Below are 22,482 nucleotides of genomic sequence, written 5' to 3' on the forward strand. Positions count from 1 at the left end.
GAACAAATAGACCGGGCGGTTCTGACAATTGCGTCGGAACAGATCGCTCGGGTCGCGTAGAAACGAGTTTTGCCGGGGTCTGTTGTGGTTCCTCCCCGGCGGCGTGAGGGATGAAGGTTTCGGCAACGAACTTCCGGAAACTTCCGGCCCGCGCAGATGAGCTACTGACAAGGAGACGGAGCAAAGCTCCGGATTAGGTTATGGCAAGGCAAGAACAGGCCAACGACGTTTTCGCCCTTACCTCGTTCCTCTATGGCGGCAACGCCGACTATATCGAGGAGCTGTACGCCAAGTATGAGGATGATCCGAATTCGGTTGATCCGCAGTGGCGCGATTTTTTCGCGAAGCTGGGCGATAGTGCCGAAGATGTGAAGAAGAATGCTCAAGGGCCAAGCTGGACCAGAAAGAACTGGCCGATTGCCGCCAATGGCGAACTCGTCTCCGCTCTCGACGGCAATTGGGCTGAAGTCGAAAAGCATGTGACCGACAAGCTGAAGGGCAAGGCTGCCCAGAACGGCAAGGGCGACGGTAAAGCCGCTGCCGCACTGTCCGCTGAAGAGATTGCACAGGCTGCACGCGATAGCGTTCGCGCCATCATGATGATCCGCGCTTATCGCATGCGCGGCCATCTGCATGCCAATCTTGATCCGCTCGGTCTGGCCGAAAAGCCGAACGACTATAATGAGCTGGAGCCGGAAGCTTACGGCTTCACGCCTGCCGATTACAATCGCAAGATTTTCATCGACAATGTGCTCGGTCTCGAATACGCGACCGTGCCGGAAATGCTCGACATTCTGAAGCGCACCTATTGCGGCACGATCGGCGTCGAGTTCATGCATATTTCCGATCCGGCTGAAAAGGCCTGGATTCAGGAACGCATCGAAGGTCCGGATAAAAAGGTTGCTTTCACGCCGGAAGGCAAGAAGGCCATTCTGTCGAAGCTCATCGAAGCGGAAGGCTTCGAGCAGTTCATCGACGTCAAGTACAAGGGCACCAAGCGTTTCGGCCTCGATGGCGGTGAATCGCTGATCCCGGCACTGGAACAGATCGTCAAGCGCGGCGGTCAGATGGGTCTCAAGGAAGTCGTGTTTGGTATGGCGCACCGTGGCCGTCTGAACGTGCTCAGCCAGGTTATGGCCAAGCCACACCGCGCTATTTTCCACGAGTTCAAGGGCGGCTCCTATGCGCCGGACGATGTGGAAGGCTCGGGCGACGTGAAGTACCATCTTGGCGCTTCGTCGGACCGCGAGTTCGATGGCAACAAGGTTCACCTGTCGCTGACCGCCAACCCGTCGCACCTTGAAATCGTCAACCCGGTTGTCATGGGCAAGGCCCGCGCCAAGCAGGATCTGCTTGTCGGTCGCACCCGTGACGACATGGTTCCGCTGACCGAACGCGCCAAGGTTCTGCCGCTGCTGCTGCACGGCGATGCCGCTTTCGCAGGTCAGGGTGTGGTTGCCGAGTGCCTGGGTCTTTCGGGCCTCAAGGGTCACCGCGTCGGTGGAACGCTGCATTTCATCATCAACAACCAGATCGGTTTCACCACCAATCCGGCTTTCTCGCGTTCTTCGCCTTATCCGTCCGATGTGGCGAAGATGGTCGAAGCGCCGGTCTTCCACGTCAATGGCGACGATCCGGAAGCTGTGGTGTTCGCAGCCAAGGTTGCGATGGAATTCCGCATGACCTTCCACAAGCCGGTGGTCGTGGACATGTTCTGCTACCGTCGCTTCGGCCACAATGAAGGCGACGAACCGTCCTTCACCCAGCCGTTGATGTATAAGGAAATCCGCGCGCACAAGACGACCGTTCAGCTCTACAGCGAAAAGCTGATTGCCGAAGGTCTGCTCACCCAGGCCGACGTCGACAAGATGAAGGCCGACTGGCGCGAAAAGCTCGAAATCGAGTTCGAAGCCGGACAGAGCTACAAGCCGAACAAGGCCGACTGGCTTGATGGTGCCTGGGCTGGTCTGCGCACGGCTGACAATGCCGACGAGCAGCGCCGCGGCAAGACCGGTGTTCCGATCAAGACGCTCAAGGAAATCGGCAAGAAGCTGGTTGAAGTGCCGCAGGACTTCCACGTCCATCGCACCATCCAGCGCTTCCTCGATAACCGCGCCAAGATGATGGAAACCGGTGAAGGCATCGATTGGGCAACTGCTGAATCGCTGGCATTCGCCACGCTCGTTGCGGAAGGCCATCCGATCCGTCTGTCCGGTCAGGATGTGGAACGCGGCACCTTCTCGCAGCGTCACACGGTTCTCTACGATCAGGAAAACCAGAACCGCTACACACCCCTGAACAATATTCAGAAGGGTCAGGCGATCTACGAAGCCATCAACTCGATGCTTTCGGAAGAAGCGGTACTCGGCTACGAATATGGTTATTCGCTGTCCGATCCACGCGCGCTGGTTCTGTGGGAAGCCCAGTTCGGCGATTTCGCCAACGGTGCGCAGGTCGTGTTCGACCAGTTCATCTCGTCGGGTGAACGCAAGTGGCTGCGTATGTCCGGTCTCGTCTGCCTTCTGCCGCATGGCTATGAAGGTCAGGGTCCTGAACATTCGTCGGCTCGTCTGGAACGTTATCTCCAGCTCTGCGCTGAAGACAACATGCAGGTTGCCAACGTTACGACGCCGGCTAACTACTACCATATTCTGCGCCGCCAGATGAAGCGTGACTTCCGCAAGCCGCTCATCATGATGACGCCGAAGTCCCTGCTGCGTCACAAGCGTGCTGTATCGAGCCTCAGCGAACTGTCGGGCGATTCCTCGTTCCACCGTCTGCTTTGGGACGATGCGCAGTACAACAAGGGCGAAGAAGGCATCAAGCTTCAAAAGGACGCCAAGATCCGTCGCGTCGTGCTCTGCTCGGGCAAGGTCTATTACGATCTGTACGAAGAGCGTGAAAAGCGCGGCATCGACGATGTCTACCTGCTGCGTGTTGAACAGCTCTACCCGTTCCCGGCCAAGGCGCTCATCAACGAGCTGTCGCGTTTCCGCCATGCGGAAATCGTCTGGTGTCAGGAAGAGCCGAAGAACATGGGTGCGTGGTCGTTCATCGATCCGTATCTGGAATGGGTGCTGGCGCATATCGATGCCAAGCATCAGCGCGTCCGCTACACGGGCCGCCCGGCTGCCGCTTCTCCGGCAACCGGCCTGATGTCGAAGCATCTTGCGCAGCTTGAGGCTTTCCTTGAGGATGCGCTCGGTAACTGATCCGGGTTAAGCTTTGGAGCAGTTTTTCGAAACTGCTCCAGCCTGAATTGAACATTAAATCTAAAGTTTGAAGATCAACGGAAGAAGAAACCATGGCCACCGAAATTCGCGTTCCCACGCTTGGGGAGTCCGTTACTGAGGCAACCATCGGAAAATGGTTCAAGAAGGTTGGCGATGCTATCGCCATCGACGAACCGCTGGTGGAACTGGAAACCGACAAGGTGACAGTGGAAGTTCCGGCTGCTGCTGCTGGCGTGCTGGCTGAAATCGTGGCCAAGGAAGGCGACACGGTTGAGGTCAATGCTCTGCTCGGCCAGATTTCCGGTGAAGGTGCTGCCGCGCCTGCTCCGAAGAAGGAAGAAGCCAAGCCAGCCGCTGCCGCTCCGGCTGCTGCTGCACCGGTTGCTTCCGCATCGTCGGGCCCGGCTATGCAGCCTGCACCTGCTGCTTCGAAACTTCTTGCTGAAAGCGGTCTGTCCGCCGATCAGGTTGAAGGCTCGGGCAAGCGCGGTCAGGTTCTCAAGGGCGACGTTCTCGACGCCATCGCCAAGGGCGTTTCGGCTGCTCCGGCTCCGGTTGCTGCCGCTGCTGCCCGTCCGGCTTCCTCGGCTGACGACGCATCGCGCGAAGAACGCGTGAAGATGACCCGTCTGCGCCAGACCATCGCCAAGCGTCTGAAGGATGCGCAGAACACTGCCGCCATGCTGACGACCTATAACGAAGTCGACATGTCCGCAGTCATGGAACTGCGCACCAAGTACAAAGACGTCTTCGAAAAGAAGCATGGCGTGAAGCTCGGCTTCATGGGCTTCTTCACGAAGGCTGTTACCCATGCGCTGAAGGAAATCCCGGCTGTTAACGCCGAGATCGACGGCACCGACATCATCTACAAGAACTTTGCGCATGTCGGCATGGCTGTCGGCACCGACAAGGGCCTTGTCGTTCCGGTTATCCGCGACGCCGATCAGCTTTCGATCGCTGGCGTGGAAAAGGAACTGGGTCGTCTGGCCAAGGCAGCGCGCGATGGCACGCTTTCGATGGCTGACATGCAGGGGGGCACATTCACCATCACCAATGGTGGCGTTTACGGCTCGCTGATGTCTTCGCCGATCCTCAATTCGCCACAGTCGGGTATCCTCGGCATGCACAAGATCCAGGACCGTCCGGTTGTTGTCGGCGGCCAGATCGTGATCCGTCCGATGATGTACCTGGCCCTGTCCTACGATCACCGCATCGTGGACGGCAAGGAAGCCGTGACCTTCCTGGTCCGTGTCAAGGAAAGCCTGGAAGATCCGGAACGTCTGGTTCTCGATCTCTAAGCTGGAATTCAGGAAAGCCGCCCGAACATGATCGGGCGGCTTTTCGGTCGGGTTTGCGAGCAACGGGATTTGCACGATGGAGCCGGGTCTTTTCTCCTCTTCGCCTTATCTGTCGCCCTATCTGCATCTTGTCGGCTGGAGCGTGGTCCTGCTGGTGGCCCATATTCTCCTGCAAGCCATGACGGCGACGCGAGAACTCGGCACCGACTGGAATGCCGGTCCCCGCGATGAAGGGTTGAAACCTTCCGGCGCCATTGCCGGGCGTGCCGAGCGGGCATCGACGAATTTCCGCGAAACCTATCCGGCTTTTATTGCACTGGCGCTGGCTCTGATCCTGAAAAGCGATGCAAGCGTCTGGGGCATTTACGGAGCCTGGCTCTGGTTTGCATGCCGTATTGTTTACATTCCGCTCTATCTGGCGGGTATTCCCTATATCCGGTCGCTGATCTGGGTCGGCTCGATGGTCGGACTGGGTGTCATGTTTCTGGCTTTGATTTTTTGATGGCTGCCTGCGCGGGAATTCGCGCATAACGCAGTAAAGGAAAAGCGATGCATCCCTATCTCTTCGAACTGGCTTCCCTGATGGCCATCTTCTTCTTTGCGATTGTTTCGCCGGGAGCGGATCTGGCCATGGTCATGCGGCAGTCGTTGATGCATGGCCGTCGTGAGGCGATCATCACCAGCTTCGGGATCGGGGCGGCGCTGATGATGCATGTCACCTATACGGTGCTGGGCCTCGGTCTCATCATTTCCAAGTCGATCTATCTGTTCAACATCGTCAAATGGTGCGGTGTGGCCTATCTGGTCTATATCGGCATCAAGGCGTTGCGCGCTGGCACAACGAAGATCGAAGTCGATACGGATTCCAAAGAACCGCGCAAGCAGCAGAGCTTTGCCAAAGCCTTCGGCCTCGGCTTTGCGGCGAATGCGCTCAATCCGAAAGCTGTGTTCTTCTTCCTGTCGATTTTCTCGACGGTCGTTCACGCGCATACGCCGACCGAAGTGAAGCTTGGCTACGGTGTTGTGATGGCCACTGCGCTGATCAGCTGGTTTATCGGCGTCAGCATTTTCATGACCACGCCGAAGATGCGCGCGGCTTTCTCGCGGGCTTCGAAATGGATCGATCGCACAAGCGGTGTTGTCTTCATCGCTCTGGGGCTTAAACTTGCCACCGAAAAGGCTATGTAAGAAGCAATTGATTTGCTGCCGGAAAAACTCAGGGAGAACCGACAGATGCATGTTGCAAGGAAGCTTCTCAAAATAACGGCCGCTTCGGTCGTCGCCGCATCGGTGTTCTCGACCGCGGTGCAGGCAGCCTGCACCCAGAATCGCGGCATCTATCAGGATCGTGACGGCGCCTACACGCTGACGTTCCGGCCGTTGCAGACGAACGATCTCAAGATGACGCCAGCGCCGACCAATGAATTCACGATCACCGCGAATGACAAGCCGGAATTCAAGCTGAACGGCATGGTGATCTGGCCGGAAGAGGGTGTGGCGCGGCCTTATGCGCTCATCACCTATAACTGCAAGGGCGATGGCTCCAATCCGGAAGACCTCGATGATTGCAGCATCTGGCAGAGCGTCATTTATGCGTTGAAGGAAGGTGCGGAAGCCGAAGTTCTGCCCAAGGCGGACGAGCCTGCCGCACAGGCGGTGCTGTTCCCCGATCTGGTGACGGCGCTCGACGGTTATGATTTTGGAGCGGCCAAACCCGAAAAGCCGCTTCAGTGGGAAGTGTTCCGCTTTCAGGGATGCACCCCGGATGAAAACTGATCGGCAGCTCTGACGCAGGCCGGTTATTTCAAGCATTTTGCAGCCGAAACATTTGGCGTCGCATAAATGTGGTACTCTAACGAAAAACGTTCAGGAAAGACTGAAAAGGGTAATTCAATGTCTTATGATGTGGTTGTCATCGGTACGGGCCCCGGCGGTTATGTCGCCGCAATCAAGGCTGCGCAGCTGGGTCTCTCGGTTGCTGTGGTGGAAAAGCGCAAGACCTTCGGCGGCACCTGCCTCAATGTCGGCTGCATTCCGTCCAAGGCGCTTCTGCATGCATCGGAAGTCTTTGCCGAAGCTGGTCATTCCTTCGATACGCTTGGTGTGGAAGTGTCGCCCAAGCTTAATCTGGGAAAGATGCTGGCTCACAAGGACGCGACCGTGAAGGCCAATGTGACCGGCGTGGAATTCCTGTTCAAGAAGAACAAGATCACGCCTTACATCGGCACCGGCAAGGTCGTCGCCAAGGGCAAGGTTTCCGTGACCGCCGAGGACGGCAAGGTCGAGGAAATCGAAGCCAAGAACATCATCATCGCCACGGGCTCTGACGTCGCCGGTATTCCGGGCGTCAAGGTCGACATCGATGAGAAGACCATCGTTTCCTCGACCGGCGCACTGTCCTTCGACAAGGTTCCGGGTCATCTCGTCGTCGTTGGCGGCGGTGTGATCGGTCTGGAACTCGGTTCGGTCTGGGCGCGTCTCGGTGCAAAGGTCACAGTTGTCGAATATCTCGACAAGGTGCTGGGTGCAATGGACGGCGAAGTCTCCAAGCAGTTCCAGCGTCTGCTCGAAAAGCAGGGCATTGCCTTCAAGCTCAGCGCGAAAGTGACGGGCGTCGAAAAGTCTGGTAAGGGCGCGAAGGTCACTTTCGAGCCTGTAAAGGGCGGCGATGCCGAAACACTCGAAGCCGATGCCGTTCTGATCTCCACGGGCCGTCGTCCTTACACGGATGGTCTTGGCCTTCAGGAAGCAGGCGTCAATGTCGATGATCGCGGCCGCGTTGCGATTGACGATCACTGGCGCACCAATGTCGAAGGTATTTACGCCATCGGTGACGTGGTGCAGGGCCCGATGCTGGCGCACAAGGCTGAAGACGAAGGCATTGCTGTTGCCGAAATCATCGCTGGTCAGGCCGGTCATGTGAATTTCGACGTTATTCCAAGCGTTGTCTACACCCAGCCGGAAGTGGCTTCTGTTGGCAAGACCGAAGAAGAACTGAAGGCTGCCGGTATCGAATACAAGGTCGGCAAGTTCCCGTTCACGGCCAATGGTCGCGCACGCGCCATGCTGCACACGGACGGTTTTGTGAAAATCCTCGCCGACAAGGCGACGGATCGCGTTCTGGGCGCGCATATCCTCGGCTATAATGCTGGCGAAATGATCCACGAACTGGCCGTTCTGATGGAATTCGGCGGCTCGTCGGAAGATCTGGCCCGCACGTGCCATGCGCATCCGACCATGTCGGAAGCCGTGCGCGAATCTGCTCTGGCGACCTTCGCCAAGCCGATCCATATGTAATCTCTTCGAGCATTTCCAGCAAAAGTGCGAAGCGCCTACGCAGGGAAATCAGTCCACTGGACTGATTTCTGATCCTGCTTCGATGCGTAGGATAATGCGTAAAAATAGATAGAGCGGTTCCACGATTCCGTTTTAACCGGAACCACTCTAGAGAGAATGCAGAAAGGCTCGCGTAAGCGGGCCTTTCCTGTTTTTATGAGAATTAATTCTGGGCTGGCGGATTGGCAGGCGTTGCCGGAGCCGGTGTTGCGGGCTCGCTCTGCGTTGCTGGTGCGGGTGGCGGTGCTGCCGTGTCGGTTCTCGTGCCATTCTTGTAGAAGAAATAGCCGAGAATGATGATTGCCACGAGCAGAACGGCACCCAGAAGATAGCCGCTTCCGCCGCGTTGCGGCGGTGGCATGCCGGAAGGATCGGAAAGTCCCGGATCAGTATTGACCGGGTTCGTTCTGGGGTCGTTTCGCGGATCGAGGGGATCAACCATTGCGCGCTCCTCCAGTTGTCGCATCGGGTTTGCGCGGCCTCCCAGCCGTCACAAACCTGCTTCAGCAGAGTGAACGCAGTCAAAAGCCGATTGTTCCGCGTGCGGGCAGGGGGCTAAAGCGCCGTCAGGCGATAACCCTTGGCGCGTAGCAATTCCACCACGCCTTCTTCGCCCGGCAGGTGCAGGGCGCCGACAGCGATGAAGACGTTGCCTTTTTCCAGCAGTGGAACGGCACGATCCGCCATGGTGTGGTTGCGGTCGGTGATCAGATATTTCAGGAACAGATCATAATCCTGATCGGACAGTGCGTCCGGCACAATTCTTCTCAGCGCCGGCATGATCATGCCAAGCTCGCCCTTCAGATAAAGCGCGGTCGTCGTTTCCATGGCGTCTTCGGTTCTGTCACCATAGTCGACCGTGGCGATGAGATTGCGAATGTGAAAATCGAGCGGAAGCTTGTCGGTGGCTTCGAACTGTTCCGCAGCCGTTTCCAGCCCTTCAACATTGCGCCCTTCAGACTGGGCATTGATTGCCAGATACTCGTCGAGCGACTTCACGCCTTCGCTTTTGCGCTCGCGCTCGCATTTGGGGAGGGCCAGCAGCGTGGTCAGAATCCACGGCTTCATCTTGGCGACCGCATCGAGAATAATGCCGCGCTCCGCAAGCTTCTTTTCGATATCCTCCCGCCTGTCGGCAGGCAGGTGCGACTTGAGCGTGCTGCCATCGGTGAAAAGCAGCAGTTCGGGACGCTCCAGCTTCAAACGCAGAAAGTTCTTCTGATCGAGAACATCGGTGGTTTCGATCACAACGGTGCCGGTGGATTGATAGGCGTCTTGCACGACCTTCGGCAGTTCCAGCACACGTGGATCGCTGAGATGGATGGTGCCAAACAGATAGGACGGGGCTACTCCGTCCTTTTCGATCTTCCAGATGCGGCCCTGATGGTTGGGGATCGATTCTGCTTCCGCACGCAGTTTTTCCCAGAGCGCGGGATCGTTTTTCTCCACGCCATCGACGAGATTTTCGCCCCGAATGGAGCAGGCGGGAGCTTTTTCGTCAGCTCGCGCGGTGACGGAACCGGCGAAGACGGCGCATAGAAGAACGAGAAGCAGCTTTTTCATACAGGGGAATATAAGCAATCTTCCGCGATGTAAAAGGTGGCCAATTCAGGCTCTCGGATGCGCCTTGTCATAAACTTCCAGCAACCGCTCCGTATCCACGCCGGTATAGATCTGCGTGGTGGACAGGCTGGCATGGCCAAGCAGTTCCTGAATCGTGCGCAGGTCACCGCCGCGACCCAACAGATGCGTGGCGAAGGAATGGCGCAGCGCGTGCGGCGTGGCGCTGTCGGGCAGACCAAGCCCGGCGCGCAGCTTTTGCATTTCGCGCTGGATGATGGCGGCATGAAGCTCGCCGCCTTTCGCACCGCGAAACAGCGGCTTGTCGGCAGACAGATCATAGGGGCACAGCGCGCGATATTGCGCGATGGCGCGATGGATAATCGGCAGCAGGGGCACAAGCCGGGACTTGTTGCCCTTGCCGGTTATGGTGATCGAAAGCGCGGAACTGTCGGACAGTGCATCGCCTTTGAGGCCAAGAGCCTCGGAAATGCGCAGGCCGCAGCCATAGAGCAAGGTGAGCACTGCGGCGTTGCGCGCCGCGATCCACGGTTCCTCGGCCATCTGGCCGTCGGCTGCAACCACACGGCGGGCGTCGTCAGCGGTTAGCGGTTTCGGCAGGGATTTTGGCTGGCGCGGTGCGCGCATGGCGCTCGCGCCTGCGGCATTGGCCAGACCGCGTTTTTCCAGATGGCGCAGCAGGGAGCGTATACCGGCCAGACCACGCCCAAGGGTGCGCGCGCCCGCGCCATCATTGCGGCGGCTTGCGAGGAACGAGCGCAGATCGGCAACGCGCAGGCTGCTGACATCTTTCAGCGAGGGCGGTTCGCCCAGATGTCCGGTGAGGAAATTGAGAAATTGCCGCGAGTCGCGCTCATAGGCTTCGACGGTATTTTCGGAAAGACGGCGCGTATCCTTCAATGTTTTCAGCCATTCCTCACGCGCAGCCGCAAGGTCTGCACGGGCAGGAATCAGGAATTCGCCATTCATCGCCATCTTGAAATCTACCGGTTGAAGTTTAGGCTGACAGTTTGTCAGGGAGAGGTTACCGGCTGGTTGCCATAGTGTGTTTGGCAGCCAGATTGACGGAACCAAGCATTTTTCTTGGCGTTTCTGTCTGAATTCGCTAAGCGATAAAGCTAATCAGCAGCGCATATCGGTCTCACTGTCGGGGCGATGTGCCCGAATCCAGATCAGGGGCAACCATGCCACGTCCAGAAAATCCGATTCAGCTTGCCGTCGTCGGTGCCGCCCATGGCATCCGTGGCGAAGTCAGAATCAAGACATTTACCGAAGATCCGCTTTCAATTGGCGATTATGGCCTGCTTTACGATGAGCAGGGCAAGGGCTACGAGGTTCTTGAAGCACGGGCCGCCAAGACGGTCGTGATCGTGCGCTTCAAGGGCGTCAACGACCGCAATGCCGCCGAGGCGCTGAATGGCACTGCGCTTTACATCGACCGTTCGCAATTATCGGATGACGATCTCGAAGACGACGAGTTCTTCCAGACCGACCTGATCGGTCTTGCGGCAATCGATGCCGAGGGCAAGAGCTATGGCGTTGTGAGCGCGGTGTTCGATTTCGGTGGTGGCGACCTCATCGAGCTGAGCGAGAAGGGCAAGCGCCCGATGCTCATTCCCTTCACCGAAGCGGCTGTGCCGGAGATCGACTTTGAAAAAGGCACCCTGCTGGTGGAGCCATTCGCGGCGGGCCTGATCCCCGATGAAAATGACAATCCGCTGAAGGGTGGCAATCAGCAGAAGAAGCGACCGAAGAAGTCATGACGGGTGAATCTTCGCACCTTCTGCCGGAAGTCAAAGAAGCAGGCTTTTTCCATGCTTCTGTGCTGACGCTCTATCCGGAAATGTTTCCGGGGCCGCTTGGCGTTTCACTGGCCGGCAAGGCGCTTGCCGAGGCGAAATGGCAGCTCGATACGGTGCAGATTCGCGATTTTGCCGAAGGCAGGCATCGCATGGTCGATGACACGCCGTCGGGCGGTGGCGCGGGCATGGTGATGAAGCCCGATGTGATTGCGCGGGCGCTCGATTCCGTTGCCGATGATCGTCCGATGCTGCTGATGACCCCGCGCGGTGCGCCGCTGACGCAAAAACGCGTGCGCGAGCTTGCAGCCGGGCCGGGCGCGATCATTCTGTGCGGACGCTTCGAAGGCGTGGATGAACGCGTGATTGAAGCGCGCCAACTCGAGGAAGTCTCGATCGGCGATTATATTCTTTCGGGCGGCGAGACGGCGGCCATCGTGTTGCTGGATGCTGTGGTGCGGCTGTTGCCGGGCGTGATGGGCAATCAGCAATCGGGCGAAACGGAAAGTTTTGAGACCGGGCTGCTTGAGCATCCGCATTATACGCGTCCGCAGGTCTGGGAAGACAGGTCTATCCCCGATGTTCTGACATCCGGCAATCATGGCGCCATCGACAAATGGCGACATGCGCAGGCGGAGCGGATCACCCGTGAACGCCGACCTGATCTCTGGGATGCCTATCAGGAGACAAAACGCAAATGAATCTGATCCAGCGCCTTGAAAGCCTGTCCCTCGCGCTTTTGGCGCTCGGAGCCTACTGGGTGAGTGGAGCAAGCTGGTGGCTTTTTGCCATTCTGGTTCTGGCGCCTGATCTGTCGTTCTTTGCCTATATGAAGGGACCGCGCACCGGTGCGGTTGTCTATAATATTGCCCATAGCTGGATCGGCGTGGTTCTGCTGGCCGTGTTTGGCTGGGCAATGAACTGGCAGATTTGTATCGCCATGGCGCTGATCTGGGCAGTGCATATCGGCATCGACCGGGCGCTTGGCTTCGGCCTCAAATATGGATCAGGCTTTCAGGATACGCATCTGGGCCGGATCGGCAAATAGATGAAAATGCCCGGTTTTCACCGGGCATTTTGTTTCATGCATGCTGCTTTGCGGATGCGTGCGCCTGCACTTCCGGCCTGCGGAGTATGAAATAGACGCCGCCGCCAATGCCAACGCCGAAGAACCAGCCATAGGTTCCCCACCAGTCCGGCAGAAGATTAGTGGCCATCGGCAGGACAGACGAGAACAGAGCGCCAATTGCAAAGGCTATGAATGCCTTGACGTGCCAGCCGTTCTGGAAGCGGAACTCGCCATTCTCCTGATAAAGATCGGCGACATTCAACTGTCCGCGACGCAGCAGATAATAGTCGACCATCATGATCCCGAAGATCGGCCCCATGGTGGAACCCAGGAAATTGACGAAATGTGCAGCGCCGGTTTCCCATGGCGCGAACGGATAGAGGATCAGCGCGATCAGCGCCGCAATGACACCGCCCCGCTTGAAGGAAACCTTTTGCGGAAATGTGTTTGAGAAATCGAAGGCGGCGGAAACGAAGTTTGCAACCACATTGATGCCGAGCGTTGCGACAGTGAATGTCAGCGCGGCCAGAAGCGCCAGGAACCAGCTGTCGAACTTTGCTGAAATCTGGTCAGGATGCAGCAGCACTTCGCCATAGACGGTGAAAGCGGCGGTGGTTGTGACACCGGCAACGAGGCAGAAGGCCAGAAGATTGACCGGCAGGCCCCATAGATTGCCGCGCCGCAGCGCCGCTTCATCCTTGGCATAGCGCGAGAAGTCGCAGAAATTGAGATAAAGCGCTGCGAAATAGGTGATCCAGGTGGCGGCGACCGCTGCCAGCGCGGCGATGGAACCCGGCTCGCCGGACACGCCAGCGTCCCTTGTCTTCTCCAGCAGAATATCGCGCGGGATTTCGCTGCCGAAAGAGAATGTACCCGCCTTGATGACCAGATAGACGGCCAGAATGAGCATCATGATCCAGACAGCCGGACCGGCCCAATCCTGAAAGCGGCGCACCGTTTCCATGCCACGCTGGATGATCAGCAACTGAGCCGCCCAGACCAGCACGTAGCAGATGACTTCGAGGGTGGAGTGGCCGAGCAAGTGGCTGTTCTGGTGGAAGGCCAGCATGCTGTCATTACGGATCAGCAGCGCAACGAGCGCGCCAGAGGCCGCAGCCGTCTGCGCGCCATACCAGAAACAGGCGACGACGCCGCGCACGAGCGCCGGAAAATTCGCGCCAAATGTGCCGAAAGACGCGCGCGCCAGCACCGGAAACGGCACGCCTGTCCGCACGCCTGCATTGCCGACGAGGCTCATCAGGAAGAAGATCACCAGAGAGCCAAGGCCGATGGCAATGACGAAGTTCAGAAAGCTGCCGCAAAGCAGAAAAAGACTTGCAGCAAGATAATAGCCCCAAAGACTATGAACGTCCGATGTCCAGACGTTGAAAATACTGAAAGCGCCCCATTTGCGTTCGACAGCAGGCGCCAGATCCTCATTATACAATGAGGGTGACGGTTGTTTGATAGTCATATTGTCCCCATTTTAGCTTTATGCTTTTTTAGATTGCTTGCGTGCGAAGCATTTATTTTTGCAATATTTCTGACATAGTCACTTGCGGCTGGCTATTAAAAATTCTGACAGGGCGTGACAAATCCCTCGCAATGCTGTATTGGCGCGTCTGTTCGGGGAAACCCGACATTGCAATACCTCGTTCGGGCCAAGCCCGAGACGTCCGTAAACCAATAAATGGTGTACCGCTCCTGCCTGATATTGAAGGCATAGCCGCAAGGCCAAGGATTGCTTGGCGGCAAGTGCAGAGCGCTCTGACTGTTTGAAAAGAACATAGAAGGAGTCAGACGATGACCGACATCATTCGTCAGCTTGAAGCCGAACAGGCAGCAAAGATCGAAGAAAAGCGCAAGCTTCCAGATTTCCAGCCGGGCGACACGGTTCGCGTTCAGGTTCGCGTTACCGAAGGTACGCGCACCCGCGTGCAGGCCTATGAAGGCGTCTGCATTGCTCGTTCGGGCGCTGGCCTCAACGAAAACTTCACCGTTCGCAAGATTTCGTACGGCGAAGGCGTAGAGCGCGTATTCCCGGTTTACTCGCCAATCGTTGAAGGCGTTGAGCTGGTTCGCCGCGGTAAGGTCCGTCGCGCCAAGCTTTACTACCTGCGTGGCCTCACCGGTAAGGCTGCCCGTATTTCTGAAAAGAAAGACAACCGCACCAAGGCTGAGCGCGAAGCTGACAAGGCTGCCGCTGCCAAGGCCGAAGCTGCCAAGACCGCTGCTGAATAAGTTTCAGTCAGAGATCTTTGAAAAAGGCGGCCATTGGCCGCCTTTTTTATTTGCCAAATGCACCGCGACACATAATATCAGGCATAATTCTGCCCGCTTTGCGCAAGATTGTTACTGCGACACCCTGTTGCGGTTACAGTTTCTTGACGAAACGCGACGGCAGGTGCATATGACAGGCCAAATTAAGAACCGTTCAAAGGAACTCTCGCAATGAGCGCGCCGCGTACACTTTATGACAAGATCTGGGACGACCATGTAGTGGATCAGCAGGAAGATGGTACCTGCCTCCTTTATATTGATCGCCATCTTGTGCACGAAGTGACGAGCCCGCAGGCTTTCGAAGGCCTGCGCATGGCTGGCCGTCAGGTGCGCCATCCCGAGAAGACGCTGGCCGTGGTCGATCACAACGTGCCGACTTCGAAAGATCGCGTCAACGGCATCAAGAACGAAGAAAGCCGCATTCAGGTTGAGGCTCTCGCCAAGAATGCTGCCGATTTCAACGTCGAATATTATTCCGAACGCGATCGTCGTCAGGGCGTCGTGCACATCGTTGGACCGGAACAGGGCTTCACCCTGCCGGGCATGACGATTGTCTGCGGCGACAGCCACACCTCGACCCATGGCGCATTCGGTTCGCTGGCGCATGGTATCGGTACGTCGGAAGTCGAGCATGTGCTCGCAACCCAGACGCTGATCCAGAAGAAAGCCAAGAACATGCTGGTGTGTGTTGAGGGTGAACTGGCTCCCGGCGTCACCGCCAAGGACATCACACTCGCCATCATCGGTGAAATCGGTACCGCAGGCGGCACCGGCTATGTGATCGAATATGCAGGCAGCGCCATTCGCTCGCTGTCGATGGAAGGTCGCATGACTGTCTGCAACATGTCGATTGAAGGCGGCGCACGCGCTGGTCTGATCGCTCCGGACGAAACGACCTTTGCCTATGTGCAGGACAAGCCGCGCGCGCCGAAGGGCGAAGCGCTGGAGCAGGCTATCGGCTACTGGAAGACGCTGCATTCGGATGAAGGCGCGCATTTCGACAAGATCGTCGAACTGGATGCCGCCAAGATTTCGCCCGTCGTCTCTTGGGGTTCTTCGCCGGAAGACGTTGTTTTCGTCACCGACATCGTTCCGAATCCGGACGAAATCAAGGACGAGACCAAGCGTGCATCGAAGTGGCGTGCACTCGACTATATGGGTCTGAAGCCGGGCACCAAGATGACCGACATCAAGATCGACCGCGTCTTCATCGGTTCCTGCACCAATGGCCGTATCGAAGATCTGCGCGACGCAGCGCGTATGGCCGCTGGCAAGAAGGTTGCCGATGGCGTCAACGCGATGATCGTGCCGGGCTCGGGTCTCGTGAAGGAACAGGCGGAAGCTGAAGGCCTCGACAAGATCTTCATCGAAGCCGGTTTCGACTGGCGCGAGCCGGGCTGCTCCATGTGCCTTGCGATGAATGACGACCGTCTGAAGCCGGGTGAACGTTGCGCTTCGACCTCGAACCGTAACTTCGAAGGCCGTCAAGGCTTCAAGGGCCGCACCCATCTCGTATCGCCGGCTATGGCTGCCGCTGCTGCGATTGCCGGTCACTTCGTCGACATTCGCGACTGGAACTGAGTTCCGTAAGACACCGATTTGAAAAAGCCGCCGGAGCGATCCGGCGGCTTTTTCTTTATGCTTTGTTCTAAATAGAAATATCGAAAACAAATGCCTTAAACAGCAATGCTCTTATGAGCTTCTTCATGGTTTCCTCGCATATTCCATGTATATGCAAGTGCTGTTAGATTAGTGTTTTCTTATTTGACGCGCTTCGAACGGAAAAGGCATTCATGGGCGGGGCCGATTTCATTCTCATCATCAACATGACCGTATCCGGTCTGTTTGCCTTCGCGTTTTTCGGCATTGCCGTTTACGCGCAAGGCAATGCGGCTGCGCGCGTCTTCGCGATGGGCTTCGTTTTTGCGATGCTTTATTTCCTGACCGAGCTGGCCATGCCGTCCATGCCAGGCCCATATCTCGGTTATATGCTCGCCTTCGCGACCTATCTGATGACGCTGGTTTGCCTCGTCATCGGTCTGGCGCGGATGTATGCCGCTCCGGTGCCGTGGAAGATGCTCGGCCTGCTCGTGTTTCTTTCGCTGGTGATGATCTACGCCATTTACGGCATTGCACGCAGCAGCTGGGCGGGCTTGTTTCTGTACCAGACGCCTTATTTTCTGGCATTGGCGCTTGCCGTCTGGGTTATCCTGCGTTTCAGCAGGCGTGGTGCCGTCGATATGATGATGGCAGCGCTCTTTGCCTTGAGTGCGTTACATTTTCTCTTGAAACCCGTGCTTGCCAATGTGTCTGGCGGCGCCGGTACCGATCCGAACGATTACGTGAACACGGCCTATGCGCTTTTTGCCCAGTCGATTGGCGCAGGTCTGTCGGTCGCGGCGGGGCTGCTGTTGCTGTTAAGCCTGATGCGTGAACTGCTTTCGGACATGACCATTCGGTCCGAAACGGATGAGCTGTCGGCCCTGCTCAATCGCCGTGGCTTTGCGTTGCGGGCGGAAGCGGCCATCGATAAATCGAAGCGGTCACGGCAGGCCTTGTCGCTCGTGGTTTGCGACATCGACTATTTCAAACTGATAAACGACAATTACGGCCATGCGCTGGGCGACCGGGTGATTGCAGCCTTTGCCGCTGAACTGCGCAAGACGGCAGTTGCCCGAGGCGGCTTTGCCGCGCGCATGGGCGGCGAGGAATTTGCAGTCCTGCTGCCGGGCAACACCATTCAGTCGGCGTCACGCTGTGCCGATGGCATGCGTCTGGCATGTGGCACGATTAAAATTCCGAGCAACAGCGGCGATATCGATTTCACCGCCAGCTTCGGCGTTGCCGAGATGGAATTCGACGACATGTTTTCCGATCTCTACAAACGGGCTGACGGTGCGCTGTACGAGGCGAAGAAGGGCGGTCGCAATTGCGTGCGCGCGGCATCGCCGATCATCTCCGATGAGAATGTCGTGGAGTTTCGCCCGTCGGGCTCAGCACGCACACGCGGATAATCCGGCTCAACAGCCCGGATGATCCAGAACCGGCGTTTCGCCGCTATCCAGCCCATACATGAATGAGCGCCCGCGCAGAAGAACAGCGCTTTCGCAGCTGCTGTTCGGCGGCCCGACAATATACGCCACAGCTTTGTCTTGCGGCGCGGTGATGGTTGTCGTGCCCTGCGCCCGGCGCGTCATCTGCAATGTCGGGTCCCTATGCGCCGCACCGACACGGATGATCTTGGCGCCGCCGGCCGCCTTTTGCATGATCAGGTTTCCCGATGCGTCGGCATAGCGCAATGTGGTGTCGGCGGATGCTGCCGCGACCCAGCCGACAAGCGCAAGTGCACAGGAAGCTATCAAGGCTGTTCTGTTTCGGTTTGCCATGGTGCGGTTTCACCTTCGCCGTCTGACGCAAAAAGAGTTTCCTGATCATCTTAACTCTTTCTTTACCTTTGTCATCCGTGCTGGCTACAATCGGATAAGTCTTTGGACGCAACTGCTTCGCCGCGTTGTGACCAAAGGCGACTTGAACCGCCCCAAAGGCCAAGGAATGTTCAATGACCAAAGATCATGCCGTCGATATTGCGCATCTTCATCTTCGTGATGCCCACGAATTTGCGCCGCTGCTTGCCAGCTATGCGCAGGCGCTGAAGCGTGGAGCGCCGCGCCGTCCCGACGATTATTACGCCGAGCATCTTTTGCAGGACCGCGCCACCGAAATTCTCGGCGCACGTGTGGACGGCAATCTCGTCGGCTTCGTGATTTTCTACGATCTGCCCGAGCCGGTATCGGGCCTGCGCGCAGGGCAGGTGGATCATATCTATGTCCATCACGATCATCGCGGCAAAGGCATCGCCAAGGCGCTGATCGACCTGCTGGCCGACAAGGCGGAAGAGCGCAGCTGGTCCAAGCTTGTGCTCAATGCGCCGCGTGTGCCGGAAGACGGTCGCAAGCTCTATGAGCAGATCGCGACGGCGGCAGATTGGTCAAGCTATGTGATTCGATTCGGCGCCTGATGCGTCTTTGATAAAGTTGATGAAATTACACATGTTTTTTCAAATTGCGGCCTTCAAACGATTGAAGGCCGCAATCACGTGAATGTGTCGCAAAGGTGCGACCAATTGTTAGTCTTTTCGTGAAAAAGCTTCTTTGACGTGATGGTAAAAGAGCAGTAGAAAGCGGCACATAAGGCCGTATTCCACGGTCTCGCCATATTTCTTGGGTCGTGCCGACGCAGGATCGGAAGTTCCGGTACCTTGCGTGAAGGGCGACTTCAAAACTGGGTTTTCAGAAACCCGCCATCCGGTACGCCTGGCCGATCATCGTCGGTGGGTATTGCCGGGGAGAAACGTCAGGGAAGCCCCACGAGAGGCCAACGAGAACCATGACACAACCGACCGTAACGCGTCAGCGTCCTTTGTCGCCGCACCTGTCCGTCTATAAGCCGGTCATCACGATGACGATGTCCATCGTGCATCGTATCACGGGCGGCGCTCTCTATTTCGGCACATTGCTGCTGGCAGCCTGGCTCATTTCCGCAGCCGTTGGCGAAGAGTGCTTCAATGCCGTCAACGCCGTTTTCGGCTCCTGGATCGGCCAGCTCGTTCTGTTCGGCTACACCTGGGCGCTGCTGCACCATCTGGCTGGCGGCGTTCGTCACTTCATCTGGGATACCGGCGCCGGTCTTGAAAAGCACACCGCTTCCAAGATTGCCTGGGCAACGGTTGTCTTCTCGGTCATCGCCACGATCCTCGTCTGGGTCGTCGCTTACTCGGTGCGCTAGGAGGCTGATCCCATGAGCGGTTCGAATAACGATATGCGTACGCCTCTTGGCAAGGTTCGCGGTCTTGGCTCCGCCAAGGAAGGCACCAGCCATTTCTGGTATCAGCGCATGACGGCGGTGGCTCTGGTGCCGCTGGTTCTCTTTTTCATCGGCCTGGTGATTTCGCTTAATGGCGCAAGCTTTGCGGAAGTCCGGGCTGCTCTCTCGCATCCCCTTACTGCAATTGTCATGGCGCTGTTCGTTCTGACCGGCGTCTATCACATGCGTTTGGGCATGCAGGTCATTATCGAAGATTATGTGCATGGCGAAGGCATGAAGATCGTGCTGGTGATGCTGAACACCTTCTTTGCGGCGGTGGTTGGTTTTGCCTGCGTTTTCGCGATCCTCAAGCTCAGCTTCGGAGGTTGATAGCCCGATGGCTAGTGCAGAAAAGAATGCAGCTCCTGCTGCGGGCGAAAAGTCCTACAAGTTTGTCGATCACAAGTTCGACGTTGTCGTGGTTGGCGCTGGCGGCGCTGGTCTGCGCGCCACGCTCGGCATGGCCGAACAGGGCCTGAAGACAGCCTGTATCACGAAGGTTTTCCCAACCCGTTCGCACACGGTTGCGGCGCAGGGCGGCATTGCCGCCTCGCTGAAGAATATGGGCCCGGATAGCTGGCAGTGGCACATGTACGATACCGTCAAGGGATCGGACTGGCTTGGCGATACCGATGCGATGGAATATCTGGCGCGTGAAGCGCCTGCCGCCGTTTACGAGCTGGAGCACTATGGTGTGCCGTTCTCGCGTACGGAAGAAGGCAAGATTTACCAGCGCCCGTTCGGCGGCCACATGCAGAACTTCGGCGACGGTCCTCCGGTTCAGCGCACCTGCGCTGCTGCTGACCGTACCGGCCACGCCATCCTGCACACGCTTTACGGCCAGAGCCTGAAGAACAACGCACAGTTCTTCATCGAATATTTCGCGCTCGACCTGATCATGACCGACGGTGTCTGCACCGGCGTCGTGGCGTGGAACCTCGATGACGGCACGATTCATCGCTTCTCCGCCAAGATGGTGGTTCTGGCGACGGGCGGTTATGGTCGCTCCTATTTCTCGGCCACCTCGGCCCATACCTGCACCGGCGACGGCGGCGGCATGGCTGCGCGCGCTGGCCTGCCGCTTCAGGACATGGAATTCGTTCAGTTCCATCCGACCGGCATTTACGGCGCAGGCTGCCTCATCACCGAAGGCGCACGCGGCGAAGGTGGCTATCTGGTCAATTCCGAAGGCGAGCGCTTCATGGAGCGCTATGCACCATCGGCCAAGGATCTTGCCTCGCGTGACGTGGTTTCGCGCTGCATGACCATGGAAATCCGCGCCGGTCGTGGCGTCGGCAAGGCCAAGGACCACATCTTCCTGCATCTCGACCATCTCGATCCCGCCGTTCTGCATGAACGCCTGCCGGGCATCTCCGAGTCGGCCAAGATTTTCGCAGGCGTGGACGTGACCAAGGAGCCGATCCCGGTTCTGCCAACCGTTCACTACAATATGGGCGGCATTCCGACCAATTACTGGGGCGAAGTGCTGAACCCGACGCCGGAAGATCCGGATCGCGTCCAGCCGGGCCTGATGGCTGTCGGCGAAGCGGGCTGCGCTTCGGTGCACGGTGCAAACCGTCTCGGCTCCAACTCGCTGATCGACCTTGTGGTGTTCGGTCGTGCGGCTGCGATCCGCGCTGGCGAAGTCATCGACCGCGCCGCGAAGATCCCGGACATCAACGAAGCTGCCGTTGAAAAGATCATGGATCGTTTCCATCGCCTGCGTTACGCCAACGGCTCGACGCCGACGGCAGAGCTGCGCGAAAAGATGCAGCGCACCATGCAGGAAGATGCCGCCGTGTTCCGCACGTCGGAATCGCTCAAGCAGGGCTGTGAGCGCATGGAAAAGCTCTGGCATGAACTGCCGGATATCAAGGTTTCCGACCGCTCGATGATCTGGAACTCCGATCTTGTCGAAACGCTCGAACTTGAAAACCTCATGGCCAACGCGTTGACGACCGTTGTTTCGGCGGAAGCGCGTCATGAAAGCCGCGGCGCTCACGCGCATGAGGATTTCCCGGACCGTAACGATGCCGAGTGGCGCAAGCACACCCTGTCCTGGCTCTCGCCGGACGGCAAGGTGACGCTCGGTTATCGCGCCGTTCACCTCGATCCGCTTACGACGGAAGAAGAAGGTGGCATCAGCCTCGCCAAGATTGCGCCGAAGAAGCGCGTTTACTGATTAAGGGAAAGAGCAATGGTTGAACTCGCACTTCCCAAGAATTCCCGCATGCAGGAGGGCAAGACCTGGCCCCGTCCTGATGGCGCCAAGCGCGTCACGGAATTCCGTATTTATCGCTGGTCGCCGGACGACGACGCCAATCCGAGCATCGACACCTATTATGTCGATCGCGACGATTGCGGCCCGATGGTTCTGGACGGTCTGCTCTATATCAAGAACAAGATCGATCCGACGTTGACGCTGCGCCGTTCGTGCCGTGAAGGCATTTGCGGCTCCTGCGCGATGAACATCGACGGTGCCAATACGCTGGCCTGCACCAAGGGCATGGACGATATCAAGGGGACCATCAAGGTTTACCCGCTGCCGCACATGCCAGTGGTCAAGGATCTCGTTCCGGACCTCAACAACTTCTACGCCCAGCACCGTTCCATTGAGCCTTGGCTCAAGACGGTTTCGCCGGAGCCGCAGAAGGAATGGCTGCAGAGCCATGATGACCGCCAGAAGCTGGACGGTCTTTATGAGTGCATTCTGTGCGCCTGCTGCTCGACCTCGTGCCCGAGCTACTGGTGGAACGGCGACCGTTACCTCGGCCCGGCTGTGCTGCTTCAGGCCTATCGCTGGCTGATCGACAGCCGCGACGAAGCCAAGGGCGAACGCCTCGACAATCTTGAGGATCCGTTCCGTCTCTATCGCTGCCACACGATCATGAACTGCGCGCAGACCTGCCCGAAGGGATTGAACCCGGCCAAGGCGATTGCCGAAATCAAGAAGATGATGGTCGAGCGCCGCGTGTAATCGCGCGATCGATCTGAAAATTAGAAAAAGGGGAAGGCTGTTGCCT

General features: G+C 57.7%; 22 protein-coding genes. 17 read left to right on the forward strand and 5 right to left on the reverse strand.

Going from position 1 to position 22,482, the window contains the following annotated elements; all coding sequences use genetic code 11:
• The first annotated feature begins 200 nt into the window (after positions 1-200).
• The 6 genes from FGI60_RS04865 to lpdA all read left to right on the forward strand — a co-directional run bounded on the left by FGI60_RS04865 (position 201) and on the right by lpdA (position 7,828).
• Positions 201-3,212 (forward strand): 2-oxoglutarate dehydrogenase E1 component, encoded by a 3,012-nt coding sequence (locus FGI60_RS04865; protein ID WP_138784157.1) that lies wholly within the window; start codon positions 201-203, stop codon positions 3,210-3,212.
• Positions 3,213-3,304: 92 nt separating this feature from the next.
• A complete protein-coding gene (odhB, locus tag FGI60_RS04870; protein ID WP_138784158.1) occupies positions 3,305-4,531 on the forward strand; it encodes a 2-oxoglutarate dehydrogenase complex dihydrolipoyllysine-residue succinyltransferase in 1,227 nt (408 codons plus the stop codon).
• Positions 4,532-4,607: 76 nt separating this feature from the next.
• On the forward strand, positions 4,608-5,033 hold the full coding sequence (locus tag FGI60_RS04875; RefSeq protein ID WP_138784159.1) for an MAPEG family protein: 426 nt from the start codon (positions 4,608-4,610) through the stop codon (positions 5,031-5,033).
• 47 nt (positions 5,034-5,080) lie between these two features.
• Complete coding sequence (locus FGI60_RS04880) at positions 5,081-5,719, forward strand: LysE family translocator (RefSeq protein WP_138784160.1); 639 nt, start codon at positions 5,081-5,083, stop codon at positions 5,717-5,719.
• A 45-nt stretch (positions 5,720-5,764) separates the two neighbouring features.
• Complete coding sequence (locus tag FGI60_RS04885) at positions 5,765-6,307, forward strand: hypothetical protein (protein ID WP_138784161.1); 543 nt, start codon at positions 5,765-5,767, stop codon at positions 6,305-6,307.
• A 117-nt stretch (positions 6,308-6,424) separates the two neighbouring features.
• Positions 6,425-7,828: a dihydrolipoyl dehydrogenase gene (gene lpdA / locus FGI60_RS04890; protein ID WP_138784162.1), complete on the forward strand. Its 1,404-nt coding sequence runs from the start codon at positions 6,425-6,427 to the stop codon at positions 7,826-7,828.
• 202 nt (positions 7,829-8,030) lie between these two features.
• On the opposite strand, the gene FGI60_RS04895 is transcribed toward lpdA, so the two are convergent.
• The 3 genes from FGI60_RS04895 to FGI60_RS04905 form a co-directional block, all read right to left on the reverse strand.
• A complete protein-coding gene (locus FGI60_RS04895) occupies positions 8,031-8,309 on the reverse strand; it encodes a hypothetical protein (protein WP_138784163.1) in 279 nt (92 codons plus the stop codon).
• 113 nt (positions 8,310-8,422) lie between these two features.
• On the reverse strand, positions 8,423-9,430 hold the full coding sequence (locus tag FGI60_RS04900; RefSeq protein ID WP_138784164.1) for a TraB/GumN family protein: 1,008 nt from the start codon (positions 9,428-9,430) through the stop codon (positions 8,423-8,425).
• Between the two features lie 45 nt (positions 9,431-9,475).
• Complete coding sequence (locus tag FGI60_RS04905) at positions 9,476-10,423, reverse strand: tyrosine recombinase XerC (protein WP_138784165.1); 948 nt, start codon at positions 10,421-10,423, stop codon at positions 9,476-9,478.
• Between the two features lie 209 nt (positions 10,424-10,632).
• Here FGI60_RS04905 and rimM point away from each other — a divergent pair, with 209 nt between their 5' ends.
• The 3 genes from rimM to FGI60_RS04920 are packed head-to-tail and all read left to right on the forward strand — an operon-like array spanning position 10,633 to position 12,295.
• Positions 10,633-11,211, forward strand: coding sequence for a ribosome maturation factor RimM (gene rimM / locus FGI60_RS04910; protein WP_138784166.1), 579 nt, complete (start codon positions 10,633-10,635; stop codon positions 11,209-11,211).
• Positions 11,208-11,948, forward strand: coding sequence for a tRNA (guanosine(37)-N1)-methyltransferase TrmD (trmD, locus tag FGI60_RS04915; RefSeq protein WP_138784167.1), 741 nt, complete (start codon positions 11,208-11,210; stop codon positions 11,946-11,948). The genes rimM and trmD overlap by 4 nt, the downstream gene beginning before the upstream one ends.
• Entirely contained in the window at positions 11,945-12,295 is a 351-nt protein-coding gene (locus FGI60_RS04920) for a DUF4260 domain-containing protein (RefSeq protein ID WP_078337560.1), read from the forward strand. Before trmD ends, FGI60_RS04920 begins: the two co-directional genes overlap by 4 nt.
• A gap of 34 nt (positions 12,296-12,329) precedes the next feature.
• On the opposite strand, the gene FGI60_RS04925 is transcribed toward FGI60_RS04920, so the two are convergent.
• The gene (locus tag FGI60_RS04925) at positions 12,330-13,790 is read right to left on the reverse strand and encodes an NCS1 family nucleobase:cation symporter-1 (protein ID WP_138784168.1); all 1,461 of its coding nucleotides are present in this window, start codon (positions 13,788-13,790) and stop codon (positions 12,330-12,332) included.
• 329 nt (positions 13,791-14,119) lie between these two features.
• Here FGI60_RS04925 and rplS point away from each other — a divergent pair, with 329 nt between their 5' ends.
• The 3 genes from rplS to FGI60_RS04940 all read left to right on the forward strand — a co-directional run bounded on the left by rplS (position 14,120) and on the right by FGI60_RS04940 (position 17,610).
• A complete protein-coding gene (gene rplS, locus FGI60_RS04930) occupies positions 14,120-14,557 on the forward strand; it encodes a 50S ribosomal protein L19 (protein ID WP_078337559.1) in 438 nt (145 codons plus the stop codon).
• Between the two features lie 210 nt (positions 14,558-14,767).
• Positions 14,768-16,177 carry a 3-isopropylmalate dehydratase large subunit gene (leuC, locus tag FGI60_RS04935; protein ID WP_138784169.1) on the forward strand — a complete coding sequence of 470 codons (1,410 nt, stop codon included), beginning with the start codon at positions 14,768-14,770 and terminating at the stop codon, positions 16,175-16,177.
• 212 nt (positions 16,178-16,389) lie between these two features.
• A complete protein-coding gene (locus FGI60_RS04940; RefSeq protein WP_138784170.1) occupies positions 16,390-17,610 on the forward strand; it encodes a GGDEF domain-containing protein in 1,221 nt (406 codons plus the stop codon).
• A gap of 6 nt (positions 17,611-17,616) precedes the next feature.
• Here the strand turns inward: FGI60_RS04940 and FGI60_RS04945 are convergent, their stop codons facing one another.
• Positions 17,617-17,982 carry a hypothetical protein gene (locus FGI60_RS04945; protein ID WP_138784171.1) on the reverse strand — a complete coding sequence of 122 codons (366 nt, stop codon included), beginning with the start codon at positions 17,980-17,982 and terminating at the stop codon, positions 17,617-17,619.
• A gap of 173 nt (positions 17,983-18,155) precedes the next feature.
• Here FGI60_RS04945 and FGI60_RS04950 point away from each other — a divergent pair, with 173 nt between their 5' ends.
• The 5 genes from FGI60_RS04950 (at position 18,156) to FGI60_RS04975 (ending at position 22,436) form a co-directional block, all read left to right on the forward strand.
• Positions 18,156-18,614: a GNAT family N-acetyltransferase gene (locus FGI60_RS04950; protein WP_078337555.1), complete on the forward strand. Its 459-nt coding sequence runs from the start codon at positions 18,156-18,158 to the stop codon at positions 18,612-18,614.
• Positions 18,615-18,982: 368 nt separating this feature from the next.
• On the forward strand, positions 18,983-19,381 hold the full coding sequence (gene sdhC / locus FGI60_RS04960) for a succinate dehydrogenase, cytochrome b556 subunit (RefSeq protein ID WP_078337554.1): 399 nt from the start codon (positions 18,983-18,985) through the stop codon (positions 19,379-19,381).
• Positions 19,382-19,393: 12 nt separating this feature from the next.
• Positions 19,394-19,789 carry a succinate dehydrogenase, hydrophobic membrane anchor protein gene (sdhD, locus tag FGI60_RS04965; protein ID WP_138784172.1) on the forward strand — a complete coding sequence of 132 codons (396 nt, stop codon included), beginning with the start codon at positions 19,394-19,396 and terminating at the stop codon, positions 19,787-19,789.
• A gap of 7 nt (positions 19,790-19,796) precedes the next feature.
• Entirely contained in the window at positions 19,797-21,641 is a 1,845-nt protein-coding gene (gene sdhA, locus FGI60_RS04970) for a succinate dehydrogenase flavoprotein subunit (protein ID WP_078337552.1), read from the forward strand.
• A gap of 15 nt (positions 21,642-21,656) precedes the next feature.
• Positions 21,657-22,436: a succinate dehydrogenase iron-sulfur subunit gene (locus tag FGI60_RS04975; RefSeq protein ID WP_078337551.1), complete on the forward strand. Its 780-nt coding sequence runs from the start codon at positions 21,657-21,659 to the stop codon at positions 22,434-22,436.
• The last annotated feature ends 46 nt before the right edge of the window (positions 22,437-22,482 follow it).

It is taken from the genome of Brucella haematophila (assembly GCF_005938105.1).
Classification (GTDB): domain Bacteria; phylum Pseudomonadota; class Alphaproteobacteria; order Rhizobiales; family Rhizobiaceae; genus Brucella; species Brucella haematophila.

Coding starts and splice junctions, on each gene's coding strand:
- FGI60_RS04940 (WP_138784170.1), top strand. CDS start 16,390: ATGGGCGGGGCCGATTTCATTCTCATCATCAACATGACCGTATCCGGT.
- trmD (WP_138784167.1), top strand. CDS start 11,208: ATGACGGGTGAATCTTCGCACCTTCTGCCGGAAGTCAAAGAAGCAGGC.
- FGI60_RS04900 (WP_138784164.1), bottom strand. CDS start 9,430: ATGAAAAAGCTGCTTCTCGTTCTTCTATGCGCCGTCTTCGCCGGTTCC.
- FGI60_RS04885 (WP_138784161.1), top strand. CDS start 5,765: ATGCATGTTGCAAGGAAGCTTCTCAAAATAACGGCCGCTTCGGTCGTC.
- sdhC (WP_078337554.1), top strand. CDS start 18,983: ATGACACAACCGACCGTAACGCGTCAGCGTCCTTTGTCGCCGCACCTG.
- sdhD (WP_138784172.1), top strand. CDS start 19,394: ATGAGCGGTTCGAATAACGATATGCGTACGCCTCTTGGCAAGGTTCGC.
- FGI60_RS04895 (WP_138784163.1), bottom strand. CDS start 8,309: ATGGTTGATCCCCTCGATCCGCGAAACGACCCCAGAACGAACCCGGTC.
- FGI60_RS04975 (WP_078337551.1), top strand. CDS start 21,657: ATGGTTGAACTCGCACTTCCCAAGAATTCCCGCATGCAGGAGGGCAAG.
- leuC (WP_138784169.1), top strand. CDS start 14,768: ATGAGCGCGCCGCGTACACTTTATGACAAGATCTGGGACGACCATGTA.
- FGI60_RS04945 (WP_138784171.1), bottom strand. CDS start 17,982: ATGGCAAACCGAAACAGAACAGCCTTGATAGCTTCCTGTGCACTTGCG.
- FGI60_RS04925 (WP_138784168.1), bottom strand. CDS start 13,790: ATGACTATCAAACAACCGTCACCCTCATTGTATAATGAGGATCTGGCG.
- rimM (WP_138784166.1), top strand. CDS start 10,633: ATGCCACGTCCAGAAAATCCGATTCAGCTTGCCGTCGTCGGTGCCGCC.
- FGI60_RS04875 (WP_138784159.1), top strand. CDS start 4,608: ATGGAGCCGGGTCTTTTCTCCTCTTCGCCTTATCTGTCGCCCTATCTG.
- FGI60_RS04880 (WP_138784160.1), top strand. CDS start 5,081: ATGCATCCCTATCTCTTCGAACTGGCTTCCCTGATGGCCATCTTCTTC.
- rplS (WP_078337559.1), top strand. CDS start 14,120: ATGACCGACATCATTCGTCAGCTTGAAGCCGAACAGGCAGCAAAGATC.
- FGI60_RS04905 (WP_138784165.1), bottom strand. CDS start 10,423: ATGGCGATGAATGGCGAATTCCTGATTCCTGCCCGTGCAGACCTTGCG.
- FGI60_RS04920 (WP_078337560.1), top strand. CDS start 11,945: ATGAATCTGATCCAGCGCCTTGAAAGCCTGTCCCTCGCGCTTTTGGCG.
- FGI60_RS04865 (WP_138784157.1), top strand. CDS start 201: ATGGCAAGGCAAGAACAGGCCAACGACGTTTTCGCCCTTACCTCGTTC.
- sdhA (WP_078337552.1), top strand. CDS start 19,797: ATGGCTAGTGCAGAAAAGAATGCAGCTCCTGCTGCGGGCGAAAAGTCC.
- odhB (WP_138784158.1), top strand. CDS start 3,305: ATGGCCACCGAAATTCGCGTTCCCACGCTTGGGGAGTCCGTTACTGAG.
- FGI60_RS04950 (WP_078337555.1), top strand. CDS start 18,156: ATGACCAAAGATCATGCCGTCGATATTGCGCATCTTCATCTTCGTGAT.
- lpdA (WP_138784162.1), top strand. CDS start 6,425: ATGTCTTATGATGTGGTTGTCATCGGTACGGGCCCCGGCGGTTATGTC.